This window comes from Bacteroides stercoris ATCC 43183 (assembly GCF_025147325.1).
In the GTDB taxonomy this organism is placed as follows: Bacteria; Bacteroidota; Bacteroidia; order Bacteroidales; family Bacteroidaceae; genus Bacteroides; species Bacteroides stercoris.
The window spans coordinates 400,241-414,551 of sequence record NZ_CP102262.1; the positions used below are offsets into that span (position 1 = coordinate 400,241).

General features: G+C 45.1%; 7 protein-coding genes, 2 tRNA genes, 3 rRNA genes and 1 pseudogene. 5 read left to right on the plus strand and 8 right to left on the minus strand.

The genetic code is table 11. From position 1 onward, the window contains the following. Positions 1–40: 40 nt before the first annotated feature. Positions 41–541, minus strand: a complete 501-nt coding sequence (locus tag NQ565_RS01535) for a hypothetical protein (RefSeq protein ID WP_005652213.1) — start codon at positions 539–541, stop codon at positions 41–43. Positions 542–800: 259 nt separating this feature from the next. Next, positions 801–1,964 (minus strand): IS4 family transposase, encoded by a 1,164-nt coding sequence (locus NQ565_RS01540; RefSeq protein WP_016660807.1) that lies wholly within the window; start codon positions 1,962–1,964, stop codon positions 801–803. 330 nt (positions 1,965–2,294) lie between these two features. On the opposite strand from NQ565_RS01540, the gene istA reads away from it, so the two are divergent. The 3 genes and pseudogenes from istA to NQ565_RS01555 form a co-directional block, all read left to right on the plus strand. Continuing rightward, complete coding sequence (gene istA / locus NQ565_RS01545; protein WP_005652217.1) at positions 2,295–3,893, plus strand: IS21 family transposase; 1,599 nt, start codon at positions 2,295–2,297, stop codon at positions 3,891–3,893. Between the two features lie 11 nt (positions 3,894–3,904). Then, positions 3,905–4,660: an IS21-like element helper ATPase IstB gene (gene istB / locus NQ565_RS01550; RefSeq protein WP_005652219.1), complete on the plus strand. Its 756-nt coding sequence runs from the start codon at positions 3,905–3,907 to the stop codon at positions 4,658–4,660. A gap of 88 nt (positions 4,661–4,748) precedes the next feature. Next, positions 4,749–4,976: pseudogene (locus tag NQ565_RS01555) on the plus strand (3'-5' exonuclease); the annotation flags it as partial. Positions 4,977–5,331: 355 nt separating this feature from the next. Here NQ565_RS01555 and rrf read toward each other — a convergent pair. The 6 genes from rrf to NQ565_RS01585 form a co-directional block, all read right to left on the minus strand. Beyond that, positions 5,332–5,442, minus strand: a 5S ribosomal RNA gene (rrf, locus tag NQ565_RS01560). An 84-nt stretch (positions 5,443–5,526) separates the two neighbouring features. After that, a 23S ribosomal RNA gene (locus tag NQ565_RS01565) occupies positions 5,527–8,407 on the minus strand. A 112-nt stretch (positions 8,408–8,519) separates the two neighbouring features. Then, positions 8,520–8,593 (minus strand) — tRNA-Ala (locus NQ565_RS01570). A 94-nt stretch (positions 8,594–8,687) separates the two neighbouring features. Continuing rightward, positions 8,688–8,761 (minus strand) — tRNA-Ile (locus NQ565_RS01575). Positions 8,762–8,901: 140 nt separating this feature from the next. Further along, a 16S ribosomal RNA gene (locus NQ565_RS01580) occupies positions 8,902–10,428 on the minus strand. Together the 16S, 23S and 5S rRNA genes with 2 tRNA genes alongside form the textbook arrangement of a ribosomal RNA operon. Positions 10,429–10,510: 82 nt before the next feature. After that, positions 10,511–10,732, minus strand: coding sequence for a hypothetical protein (locus NQ565_RS01585; RefSeq protein ID WP_005653013.1), 222 nt, complete (start codon positions 10,730–10,732; stop codon positions 10,511–10,513). Between the two features lie 618 nt (positions 10,733–11,350). On the opposite strand from NQ565_RS01585, the gene NQ565_RS01590 reads away from it, so the two are divergent. Then, complete coding sequence (locus NQ565_RS01590) at positions 11,351–11,533, plus strand: hypothetical protein (protein ID WP_005656416.1); 183 nt, start codon at positions 11,351–11,353, stop codon at positions 11,531–11,533. Between the two features lie 279 nt (positions 11,534–11,812). After that, positions 11,813–14,206, plus strand: coding sequence for a glycoside hydrolase family 20 protein (locus NQ565_RS01595; protein ID WP_005656419.1), 2,394 nt, complete (start codon positions 11,813–11,815; stop codon positions 14,204–14,206). Positions 14,207–14,311: the final 105 nt, after the last annotated feature.

The following is a 14,311-nucleotide window of genomic DNA, read 5'->3' on the forward strand; positions in this document are numbered from 1 at the left end:
AAATCCGTTTTTTACTTAAAGTTTAACAGATTAAATAATGTTAATCAAAAAGGGTCAGTTGTATGTCATGGTTCACTTCCTTGACAATCCGCCGGCGATTACGATAATCATACTTCTTCACCGCATCATAATTCAATGCGTTGGCCTTGATATTATAGGCAGCCAGAAAGGCTTTGATAATCCTATCCTGCTTATACCCTTTCTCATAGCCTGAAACAAAGTACTCACGAATACGGATGCGGAACGATGCCTCGATATAGTCGCGAAGCATCTGCTGTTTCCACTCCGGAATATAAATAAAATTCTCTTTCAGGATAAAATGATTCCATTCACGGATAGGAAGGCACAGCTTTATCGGATGGTCCTTAAGGGACTGCTGGGGCGGACGGTCACTGACTGTCACCATAGCCTGAATAAATTTGCCCAGGTCATTGGCCGATGTGACCTGTATATATTCGTCAGTTCCCCTTGTACACCCAAATTCATGGTAAAGGAAATCATGCAGATAAGGTTGCAGTTCAATCGTTACATAAGGTTTCATATCATAAATAGTTGGTTTCTATGCAAATATAGTCACTATATATAACATTGCCCGCTATTTTTCCGGCAAAATTCAACGCATAAAGTAATACATTTTTGCTCTCTACACCTTCTACAATTTCTACAATCTGCATAAACAAGTATATATCAACAATATAACGGTTTTATTATTGGGTAATAAGTGTAGAAAATCTGTCTATAAAGTGCCATTTTGTAGAAGAAATCATTAGTGTCCCGTTAAAATGGGACGAGTTAAACAATTAATCAAAAAGCCCCGGAATCAGGGGATCATTTAGATCTTTGACATCATTGAAATTAGTCTTGTCGAACAGGTCACGCAAGTGGGTTTTGTCAGTCAATGATATGCTGAGAATTTGTAAAACTTCATAGGTTGAACGTTTCAACTTCATATCATGTTGGACAATAGCCACAAGACAGTACGTGATAATAGCCACACTGATTTGTATGCGAACAGCGTTCTCTGTTGTGCCCCAGAATTTCTTTATCTTGAGATGCTGCTTGAGCCATTTGAAGAACAGCTCGATTAACCATCTTTTCTTATAAAGATCGGCGACATCCAGTGCAGAAAGTTGTTTTGCATTCGTCAAAAAAGTGAACTCACGGTCATCCTCTTCGTCGTAATATCGGACGAGTCTGAATGACTCAGGATATTTTTTCTCGGAGAGATATCCGGTCAGTTTCACTTCCGCATCTGTCATTATGTTCTTTGGCATTCTTCGCTTCCATCTGACTGTCTTATACTTTAAGTTCGTCTTGGCTCTGACAACAAAGAAAGAGTCTGTAAGATGTATCCTATAGAGTTCTTTAAAGGAGTCATAAGCCCTGTCGAATATATAATAAGCATTTGGTTCATAATGGATTGAAGACATTGCTGTGGAATCATGCTTTGATGCAGTAGTTACAGTATAGAAGGCAGGAACTTGTGCTTCAATGTCGTATAAGACATGAGCTTTCACCCCTCCTTTCTTGCTTCGGAACTTTGCCCATGGGAATGTTGCAAGACACAACGGAATCGTTGTTGAATCAAACGCATATTTCTTTCCGGAAATGTCAAGGATGTTGGTCGTCCGCTTCTCGCAGGCTTCCTTCATCATATAGAATGCAAAGTCTTCGAAGATTCTGTAATCACGGTTCTGGTTCGCTGTCGCAAGAGTTGTCTTGGCTATCGGTTCACGACCTAAACCAAGATGATATTGCTTGGCCCTATGCGCCTCGAAAGCAACGACTAAGTCTCGCAGGCTCTCACGGTTACTCAGTTGTCCAAACATCATCGCGAGCATCTGATTCCAGCAAGTGAAATGTTTCACATATCTGTTGCCATCATACTTGCGAACATAGTTGTTGAACTGAGTCCTGTTCAGAAAAGCGGTTAATTGAGAGAATACGTATTTGTCTTGGAACATAGCAGCCATTTGTATTAGACTGCAAAGTTGCAAAATCAAGTCCGTTTCATTTCAAAAAACCGTGTAATTGACTATATTTCAATAATTTCAAAGAACTATTTATCCACTTTTACGGGACAGTAGTGAGAAGAAATATAGAAAAACTGCATTTTGTAGAAAGTTGTAGAAATGTATAGAAGTCGTTTTTATATACTAATACATTGATTTATAACATTGTAGAAAGTGTAGAATGTAGATACTAATTGAAAAGTGCGCCAATATTCCAGTTGAAAATTGCGCCACCATAGGATAAGTATAATGACCTTTGTATAATCCAAATGCAAAGGTAAAATGAAGACTATGGTAGAAAGACAATCAATAATACACATGTATAGAGTATGCGGTTATAGCAAACGGCGTATCTCTCGTGAACTTCATGTCAGCCGTCATACCGTTGACAATATTCTTTCAAAGTACGAGTCAGCCATCCGCACGGACAATCCAGAAGAGGCTTTGAGTGATTTGCTTACCATCCAGCCCAGGTATGACAGTTCCAGACGCCGTCCTCGCCGGCTCACACAAGAGATTAAGGATAAGATAGGATTTTGCCTGAAGAAGAATGCCGTTAAGATAGCTACCGGACTTCGCAAACAGCGCATGTTGAAAAAGGATATCCACCAGTTTCTGTTATCTCAAGGATACACCATCAGTTACGCCACAGTATGCAGTTATATAAAAAATATAGAGTCATACAAAGAGAAGAAAAAGAGCGAAGCCTTTATCCGGTTGTTCTATGAGCCTGGATGCATTGCCGAGTTTGACTGGGGTGAAGTTCTTCTTTTTATTGACGGCGTCAAAACCAAGTTTTATCTGGCCGTATTCACTTTCGGGCATAGCAATGGCAGATACGCCTATCTTTTCAGGCATCAGAATACGCTTGCCTTCATGGAATCCCACCGTAACTTTTTCAGGGATATACATGGTGTCCCCGCCATGATGGCCTATGACAATATGCGTGTAGCCGTCAAGAGCTTTGTCGGTGGTGATAAGAAACCTACAGAAGCTTTGATGAAGATGTCCGGTTTCTATTGTTTTGAGTACCGTTTCTGTAATGTACGGGCCGGATGGGAGAAAGGACATGTGGAGCGCAGCGTGGAATATGTCAGAAGGAAAGCTTTCTGCCTGACAGACCATTTTGGTGATATACATTCTGCCCAGGAGCATTTAAACCGGGTATGTATGCAGGTCAACAACGAGCAAGGCAGTCTTTCAACAGCGGAGAAAACATCACGTCTGGAAGCTGACCTGTCATCGCTGAAGCCTTTTCCCGGTAATCTGGGCTGTTTTGAGGTCTATGAGTACATTGTGGATAAATGGTCAACTATCAGCATGAAAAATGTTCATTATTCCGTACCTGATTCTCTTGTGGGAGAAAAAGTACATGTCAAGGTTTATAGTGAAAAAATCGTCATCCTGTACGGGAAGGAGAAAGTGGCCTCTCATCAACGCAGTTATTGCGGTGGAGACTGGTGCATCAAGCTGGAGCACTATTTGCGTACACTTTCCCGTAAACCGGGGGCATTGCCCCACTCTGTGGTTTGGCAAAGAGCACCGGAAGAACTGAGAAGGCTGTATGACATCCATTTCAAGGAGGACAACAGGACGTTTGTTCTGTTGCTGGACTATGCCCGAAAAAATGGATTTTCCGGAACGGACATTGTCACGGCATGCAAGGAGCTGACCGGACGTGGTGTCAGAAAGATATCTCCGGACCAGGTAAAGGCCATGCTGCATGGTAGCGTACAGGGAGAAACAGAAGAAACCATGGAACCGCCTGTTCTCCCGGCACAACAGGAGAATATAGAAAGAGAAGCTGTGGATATGCTTGAAGGCATCACGGCGCTCATGACAGGATACAATGAAGTGCATGATATAATACCAACCATTTAAGTTTATAATATATGAAATCAGAAAAAGAAACCATTTATGACTATGCTGCAGAACTGAAGCTTCTGTCCTTTAAAGAGGAACTGGAATGCACCCTTTCATTGGCAGCTGAAGAAAACTGGAACCATCTGCAGTTCTTGACGGAATTGCTTGGAAAGGAAAGCGCCAGGAGAAGGGAGTGTAGAAGAAGATCAAGGACAAGATCTGCGGGATTTCCACAAATGAAGTATCTGCATGAGCTTGTTATGGAAGACATGCCCAAAGAGGCACAGGTAATATTACCTGAATTGGAGACACTGGACTTCATCAGACAGGGAAGAAACCTGGTCCTGTATGGAAATCCGGGAACGGGAAAGACGCATATTGCTACGGCTTTAGGAATAAAGGCCTGCCAACAGGACTTTACCGTATTGTTTACTTCAGTGCCGGTCCTGCTTACCCAGATAAGGGAGGCTAAATCAGCAAAGACACTGAGGACGCTACAATTAAGGTTTGAAAAATACGATCTGGTCATCTGTGATGAGTTCGGATATGTCAGTTGTGACAAGGAAGGAGGAGAACTGCTTTTTAACCACCTGTCGTTAAGAGCCGGGAAAAAGGCTACAATCATTACTACTAATTTGGCTTTTAACAGATGGAATGAAATCATAAAGGACAAGGTGCTTGTGGCGGCAATGGTTGACAGGCTTACACATAAAGCTTATCTGGTTAATATGACCGGACTGTCTTATAGGCTTAAGGAAACACAAAAAATGAGACAAGATAAATGAATATTTTAAACTTATAGTAATTTTGTAACAAGTTATGGATGGAGCTCTTTTCAATTAGAATACAGCGCACTTTTCAATTAGTATCTACAATATCCATTTCCTATCGAATCAAAGTTCGGCTTTTGTACAAGGTATCGTTATCACCTCTGCACACATGGCAAAGGGTTTGGAATTTGATGAGGTAATTATCCCACAAGTAGATGATAAAAATTATCATTCTGAGATCGACCGGAGTATGTTATATGTGGCGGTAACAAGAGCAATGCACCGTTTAACGCTGACATATAGCGGAACAAAACACACGCCATTCATCTGAGTTTTTGACTTACTCTATTGGCGTACGGGGATTAACCTCTATATTTACCGTCACGCGCACAGCAGAGTAACTTTCAGAGATAAGAACAGAAGGATATAAGAGGAGATGCTTGCCAGATATGTGATGTGATATGGGTATGATGTGATACGATATAATATCCTAAAAGCAAAGAAAGAGAAATACTTCACAAGTATAAGAATAATCCCCACTAAAAATCTGCTGACCCCAAGAAAGCAAGCAAAACAAAGAAAAGAAAAGCAAGCAAAACAAGGCAAGTATAAGGCAAGGCAGACAAAATAGCCCAAAAACAAGAAAGCCCCTGCATCTTCCGATACAGGGGCTTCTCTCTCTAAAAAAATGGCGACTACCTACTCTCCCACTGTTACGCAGTACCATCGGCGTGACTGAGCTTAACTTCTCTGTTCGGAATGGGAAGAGGTGGAACCTCAGTGCTATAGTCACCTGAATAAGGCAGACATGATGTAAAAAGTAAAGAACAACCGGTAATGAAACCGGTAAACTGAACGTATATACCACCCATACACGGAAAAACCAAAAGTGAACGGGCAATTAGTAATGCTCGGCTATGACATCGCTGCCTGTACACCTGCATCCTATCAACGTCATCGTCTGTGACGACCCTAAGAAATCTAATCTTGTGGCTGGCTTCGTACTTAGATGCTTTCAGCACTTATCCAATCCCGACTTAGATACCCGGCAATGCACCTGGCGGCACAACCGGTAAACCAGAGGTCAGTCCAACACGGTCCTCTCGTACTAGTGTCAGAGCCACGCAAATTTCATACGCCCACGATAGATAGAGACCGAACTGTCTCACGACGTTCTGAACCCAGCTCGCGTGCCACTTTAATGGGCGAACAGCCCAACCCTTGGGACCTTCTCCAGCCCCAGGATGTGACGAGCCGACATCGAGGTGCCAAACCCCTCCGTCGATATGAGCTCTTGGGAGGGATCAGCCTGTTATCCCCGGAGTACCTTTTATCCTTTGAGCGATGTCCTTTCCATACAGAAACACCGGATCACTATGCTCTAGTTTCCTACCTGATCGACTTGTTAGTCTCCCAGTCAAGCGCCCTTATGCCATTACACTCTGCCGACGGTTACCAATCGTCGTGAGGGCACCTTTAGAAGCCTCCGTTACGCTTTTGGAGGCGACCACCCCAGTCAAACTACCCACCAAACAGTGTCCCCGCAACCGCGGGTTAGAACTCAAATAATCAAAGGGCCGTATTTCAACAGCGGCTCCACAAATACTGGCGTACCTGCTTCGAAGCCTCCGGCCTATCCTACACATCAATTACCCAAATTCAATGTTAAGCTATAGTAAAGGTTCACGGGGTCTTTTCGTCCCATCGCGGGTAATCGGCATCTTCACCGATACTACAATTTCACTGAGCTCACGGTTGAGACAGCGTCCAGATCATTACACCATTCGTGCAGGTCGGAACTTACCCGACAAGGAATTTCGCTACCTTAGGACCGTTATAGTTACGGCCGCCGTTTACTGGGGCTTCAATTCAATGCTTCTCTTGCGATGACATCTCCTCTTAACCTTCCAGCACCGGGCAGGTGTCAGGCTGTATACTTCATATTTCTATTTTGCACAGCCCTGTGTTTTTGTTAAACAGTTGCCTGGACCGATTCTCTGCGCCTCAAGTCACCCTGAGGACCCTTTATCCCGAAGTTACAGGGTCAGTTTGCCTAGTTCCTTAACCGTGAATCACTCAAGCGCCTTAGTATATTCAACCCGACTACGTGTGTCCGTTTGCGGTACGGGTACCACAAGGATTAAGTTTAGCGGATTTTCTCGGGAGTATGCTTACATGCACTATTGGATTGTCCCGAAGGACGCTCCATACTATCAGGTTCGACTCTTCCTGCGGATTTGCCTGCAGGAATCAACATCTACACCCTTTAACGGACTATTCCGTCAGTCCGCGGCACTGTCACTGCTCCGTCTCCACGTCACTCCTTGAGGTAGTACCGGAATATTAACCGGTTCTGCCATCGGCCTCGCCGTTCGGCTGAGCCTTAGGACCCGACTAACCCTGATCCGATTAGCGTTGATCAGGAAACCTTAGTCTTTCGGCGAGGGGGTTTCTCACCCCCTTTATCGTTACTTATACCTACATTTGCTTTTCCACACGCTCCAGCAAGGCTCACGCCTCACCTTCAACGCTGAGTGGAATGCTCCCCTACCGATGTTTACACATCCCAAAGCTTCGGTAGAATACTTGATGCCCGATTATTATCCACGCCAAACTCCTCGACTAGTGAGCTGTTACGCACTCTTTAAATGAATGGCTGCTTCCAAGCCAACATCCTAGCTGTCTTAGCAATCTGACTTCGTTAGTTCAACTTAGTATTCATTTAGGGACCTTAGCTGTTGGTCCGGATTGTTCTCCTTTAGGACATGGACCTTAGCACCCATGCCCTCACTCCTGACATAGAACTGACACGCATTCGGAGTTTGTCAAGACTTGATAGGCGGTGAAGCCCTCGCATCTTATCAGTCGCTCTACCTCATGCCAGTATAAGTCAAGGCTGCACCTAAATGCATTTCGGGGAGTACGAGCTATCTCCAAGTTTGATTAGCCTTTCACCCCCACCCTCAGGTCATCCAGAAGCTTTTCAACGCTTATTGGTTCGGTCCTCCAGATGGTGTTACCCATCCTTCAACCTGCCCAAGGGTAGATCACTTGGTTTCGCGTCTACTCCTTCCGACTGAACGCCCTGTTAAGACTCGCTTTCGCTTCGGCTGCAGGTCTCAAGACCCTTAACCTTGCCGGAAAAAGTAACTCGTAGGTTCATTATGCAAAAGGCACGCCGTCACTCGTAAGAGCTCCGACCGCTTGTAGGCGCATGGTTTCAGGAACTATTTCACTCTTCTGTTCGAAGTGCTTTTCACCTTTCCTTCACAGTACTGGTTCACTATCGGTCTCTCGGGAGTATTTAGCCTTACCGGATGGTCCCGGCTGATTCACGCAGAATTCCTCGTGCTCCGCGCTACTCAGGATACCACTAGGCTTCGACTGGCTTCGTATACGCAACTATCATGCTCTATGGTTGAACTTTCCAGAACATTCTACTCACCAGTTTTCTTGCCACAACGTGGTCCTACAACCCCACATATGCCGTAACATAGGTGGTTTGGGCTGGTCCCCGTTCGCTCGCCACTACTAGGGGAATCATTATTTATTTTCTTTTCCTGCAGGTACTAAGATGTTTCAGTTCCCTGCGTTAGCCTCCAACTTGGTTGGATGATTGGTCTTCAACCAATCGGGTTGTCCCATTCGGAAATCTCCGGATCAAAGGTTATTTGCACCTACCCGAAGCTTATCGCAGCTTATCACGTCCTTCATCGCCTCCGAGAGCCAAGGCATCCGCCATGCGCCCTTGCTTACTTTTAGTCTTACCGACAACGTATGGTCGATATATACTTTCAGCTTTAACTTTACTTTTTTCTGTTACATCATGTCAAAGATCGTTTGAGAATATTCCGATTTAACGGAATCTCAAGAGTGGAGAATAACGGATTCGAACCGTTGACCCCCTGCGTGCAAAGCAGGTGCTCTAGCCAGCTGAGCTAATCCCCCGAGATAGTGGTTAGTAATAGACGGTCAGTGATTGGTAATTAGTAATTAGAATTAGTAATTAAAATCGTCCGTGTCTCTCACCAAGACTATGTCGTAGTCCCAGGCAGAGTTGAACTGCCGACCTCTACATTATCAGTGTAGCGCTCTAACCAACTGAGCTATAGGACTGTCAGTCAAACCCTAGCCCGAAGGCTCGGCTTCTACTTTCTCTTTATATTATTAATAAACAATCTTCGCAGTACAAGAGGTTCTTATGGAGGTAATCTCTTTAGAACCAACTTTTCGTCTTTTTCTGAGCGTCGCTCCAGAAAGGAGGTGTTCCAGCCGCACCTTCCGGTACGGCTACCTTGTTACGACTTAGCCCCAATCACCAGTTTTACCCTAGGACGCTCCTCGCGGTTACGTACTTCAGGTACCCCCGGCTTTCATGGCTTGACGGGCGGTGTGTACAAGGCCCGGGAACGTATTCACCGCGCCGTGGCTGATGCGCGATTACTAGCGAATCCAGCTTCATGGAGTCGGGTTGCAGACTCCAATCCGAACTGAGAGAGGCTTTCGGGATTAGCACCACGTCGCCGTGTAGCTGCCTTCTGTACCCCCCATTGTAACACGTGTGTAGCCCCGGACGTAAGGGCCGTGCTGATTTGACGTCATCCCCACCTTCCTCACATCTTACGACGGCAGTCCGGGTAGAGTCCCCAGCATAACCTGATGGTAACTACCCGTAAGGGTTGCGCTCGTTATGGCACTTAAGCCGACACCTCACGGCACGAGCTGACGACAACCATGCAGCACCTTCACAACTGTCCGAAGAAAGAACCGTTTCCGATTCAGTCAGTTGCAATTTAAGCCCGGGTAAGGTTCCTCGCGTATCATCGAATTAAACCACATGTTCCTCCGCTTGTGCGGGCCCCCGTCAATTCCTTTGAGTTTCACCGTTGCCGGCGTACTCCCCAGGTGGAATACTTAATGCTTTCGCTTGGCCGCTGACTGTATATCGCCAACAGCGAGTATTCATCGTTTACTGTGTGGACTACCAGGGTATCTAATCCTGTTTGATACCCACACTTTCGAGCATCAGCGTCAGTTACAATCCAGTAAGCTGCCTTCGCAATCGGAGTTCTTCGTGATATCTAAGCATTTCACCGCTACACCACGAATTCCGCCTACCTCTGTTGCACTCAAGGTCGCCAGTATCAACTGCAATTTTACGGTTGAGCCGCAAACTTTCACAACTGACTTAACAACCCGCCTACGCTCCCTTTAAACCCAATAAATCCGGATAACGCTCGGATCCTCCGTATTACCGCGGCTGCTGGCACGGAGTTAGCCGATCCTTATTCATACGGTACATACAAAAAGCCACACGTGGCTCACTTTATTCCCGTATAAAAGAAGTTTACAACCCATAGGGCAGTCATCCTTCACGCTACTTGGCTGGTTCAGACTCTCGTCCATTGACCAATATTCCTCACTGCTGCCTCCCGTAGGAGTTTGGACCGTGTCTCAGTTCCAATGTGGGGGACCTTCCTCTCAGAACCCCTATCCATCGTAGGTTTGGTGGGCCGTTACCCCGCCAACTGCCTAATGGAACGCATCCCCATCGACAACCGAAATTCTTTAATAGTCAACCCATGCGGGAAAACTATGCCATCCGGTATTAATCTTTCTTTCGAAAGGCTATCCCAGTGTTGTCGGCAGGTTGGATACGTGTTACTCACCCGTGCGCCGGTCGCCATCCATCAAAGCAAGCTTTGATGATGCTGCCCCTCGACTTGCATGTGTTAAGCCTGTAGCTAGCGTTCATCCTGAGCCAGGATCAAACTCTTCATTGTAAAAGTATTGTTAATCATTCCATATAGGAATGGTTGTTGCTCTGTTCAGGACGCTCGAATTTAAAAAGTATCTATTACCTATTTAATAAGTAATGACGGTTCTTTTTATTTTACCCAAGACCGTTTCTTTTTCAGAAACAAGTCTTGCTCTTGTACTACTTGTATTGTTTATGTAAATCTCTTCAAAGATCGCTTCTTTTATGTCGGCTTTCTTTTCAGGAAAGCGGATGCAAAGGTAAAAACTTTTAAGTATATCTTCCAAATATTTTCGGAAGTTTTTTTCATCTTTCCTTTTTCCCGTCATCTCTCTTGCGAAAGGGAGAACAAAAGAAAGATTGTTTTACCGACCCGGATTCAAGAAAAAGTGTGTCAACCAACGCTGCTTACTTTTTGAAAGCGGGTGCAAAGGTAAGAACTTTATTTCATATCTTCCAAATGTTTTCGGAAGTTTTTTTTCATTCTGCTTTTTCAAAGGGGGAATTCCAGAAAGAAACAAGCCCCAAGCAAAAGAAATATGTAAGAGTTCCTACGCCGTTCCTGTCAGAATGTCAAAACATCGCTGCTTCCGTTCTCGAAAGCGGGTGCAAAAGTAGGACTTTATAGCATACAAGCCAAATATATAAGGGGATTTTTTCGAGTTTCTCTTGAACATTTTTATAAAACGCTGATTGACAAATGTGTTGAAGAACATATTTTTTAAGGAGGATGGAAAGCCTGGCAAAAGGGACACATTATAATATATGCGCATGCGCGCGAAAAGGAAACAGCGGAAGGGGGAAAGAAAACACGGAGATACGGAAGGGCATTGCATGACACCCGGGTCTTGACATGTTCGACATCCGGGTCTCGGCATGTTCGACATCCGGGTCTCGGTATGCACGACACCCGGGTGTCGGACACAAGATAAAGGCTAACGGGAGAAATGACACAGGAAGGAAACAATACAGAAACATGCAACGAAAAGAAAGACAGAAAGAAAGACGGCAGAGAAAAAGATACAAAAAAACAACGACACAGTAAAAGAACAGAAGACACAGAAAAAAGGAGAAAGGCGGCTGACAGCCCGGAAAACACGAAGCAAGCCACAACCCAACAAACCTGTTAAAGGAAGACGCACGTTGTATTAAATGTTAACAGAAGCAACTGTCTCATAAACCGTGTTACCAAACAATAGATTTCCAGAAAAAATATTGGATAATACCAGGAATAGAATAACTTTGCAATGTGTTTTTCATAGTATTAGATTTAAGGTTAACAAAAAGATTGGCTGTCTGGGAGAGATAGCCTTTTTTTATGGAATATGATAAAGAAATATGCAGCGCTCCTCTGTACATAATTTTTTTTCGTATATTTGCGAGAAACTTATTAAAAACCAATCAAATCTATGCTTACGAAACTTAACCACGTACTCCTTGCAGGTGTTGTAGCTTTGGCATGTTCTTCGTGCCAAACAGAAAAAAAGGCCGATTACCAAATAATACCTCTCCCCCAAGAGGTTGTTCTGACACAAGAAAAGCCGTTTCTATTAAACAAAAATGTTTCCATTACCTATCCAGAAGGCAACCTCCTGCTAAAGCGCAACGCTGAATTCTTATCCGGATACATCCGGCAAGCCATAGGGTATACTCCTCCTGTAAAAGGCTTGAAGGACGGAGAAGCGGCAAAGCATGCAATCAATTTAGGTTTAGATGCGGATATAGCCAATAAAGAAGGTTATGTGCTGACGACAACTTCGGAAGGTATTCAAATCAACGGGCAGACAGAGAACGGTGTGTTCTACGGTTGCCAGACATTACGGAAATCAATCCCCGCCGAGGCTCAGGGAGCTGATATTCTGCTACCGGCAGGCAGTATCAAAGACGAACCCCGCTTTACATATCGCGGTATGCATCTTGATGTATGCCGACATTTCTTTCCGCTGGAGTTCATAAAAGAATATATCGACTTACTGGCGCTACACAATATGAATACTTTCCATTGGCATCTGACAGATGACCAGGGATGGCGCATCGAAATAAAGAAATATCCGAAGCTGACGGAAGTCGGTTCAAAACGCAACTGCACCGTTGTCGGCAAGGCAAGAAGCGGAAAATATGACAACATTCCGTATGGCGGCTTCTACACGCAGGAACAAGCCAAAGAGATCGTGAAGTATGCACAAGAACGTTACATCACCGTAATTCCCGAAGTAGACCTGCCGGGACACATGCTTGCCGCTTTGGCCGCCTATCCTGATATGGGATGCACCGGAGGACCGTACAAAGTATCTCCCGACTGGGGTATCTTTGAAGATGTATTGTGCATCGGCAACGAACAGAGCATGCAGTTTCTTGAAGATGTAATGGCAGAAATCACCGAGATATTCCCTTCTAAGTTTGTACACATCGGTGGAGACGAAGCTCCCCGTACCCGCTGGGCCAAGTGCCCCAAATGTCAGGCACGCATCAAAGCGGAAGGCTTGAAAACAGACAAACAACATACAGCCGAGGACCGTCTGCAAAGCTATTGCATGACACGCATCGAAAAGTTCCTCAACAGCAAAGGAAGGCAGATTATCGGTTGGGACGAAATACTGGAAGGCGACGTGGCACCAAATGCCACCGTTATGTCCTGGCGTGGCACATCCGGCGGTATCAAGGCTGCACAAATGGGACATGACGTAATTATGACACCCAATCTTTACTGCTATTTTGACTATCTCCAAACTGCGGACAGTAAAGACGAACCTCTCGGCATAGGCGGATACGTACCGGTAGAGAAAGTATACAGTCTCGACCCTACCGCTGCGCTTACCGAAGAACAGGCCAAACATATCCTCGGTGCACAAGCCAACTTATGGACAGAGTATATCGCCACTACCGAACATGCAGAGTATATGATACTCCCACGCATGGCTGCCCTTGCCGAAGTGCAATGGACACAGCCTGAAAAGAAAGATTACGCGGACTTCACCCAACGCCTGCCGCGCCTCATCAAGTTCTACCAACGGGATAGCATGAATTATGCCAAACACATATTCGATATCCAAGCGGAATATACCACTACCCAAGAAGAGGACGGAAGCGGTAGCGGAGCTATAGTAGCCACGCTTCGCACCATTGACAATGCTCCCATTTACTATACCTTAGACGGTACTGAACCCACTACAGCCTCCGAACAGTATAACGGAACCGGCATCGTTATCCGCCAGTCCGCCGACTTGCGTGCTGTTGCTATCCGCCCTGAAGGAAAAAGCAAGGTAACAGAAAAAAGCTTCTACATCAACAAAGCCACTTTCTGCCCGATTGAGCTGACAGGTACACAGCCCACTCCGAAATACGCCTTTAAAGGCGCTACCGCTTTAGTAGACGGAATGAGCGGAATTGACAATTATGCAACCGGCGAGTGGATTGGCTTTTTGGATGGAGACGTAACGGCTGTTATCGACCTCGGTGCGTCAAACGGCAATGCCGCAGGCGAGACAGTTGCCGAATTACCGGAGATAAAGCATGTCTCTACTCATGCCGTAATAGACATGGGCGCCTGGGTTGCTGGATGTACAGGCCTGACAGTATCAGTGTCTAACGATAACAAAAGCTTCCGTGAGGTGGCAGCCAAAGAATTTCCCGTTGAAATGGACAGCCGTAAAAAAGCTGTGGCAAACTATGAAGTTACTTTCGAACCGGTGAAAGCACGCTATGTTAAAGTATTAATCAAGCGTACCCCCGCCCTGCCCAAAGGACATCCGGGAGAAGGAGGAACACCTTTCCTGTTTATCGATGAGATTGAAGTGGAATAAGGCAACTTATCAAAAACGGTAACATATACAACAACTATCATCCTGTCATTCTTGGATATTAGATTCCTCCGAATGACAGGATGATATTTTCTGCGAAAGTGCATC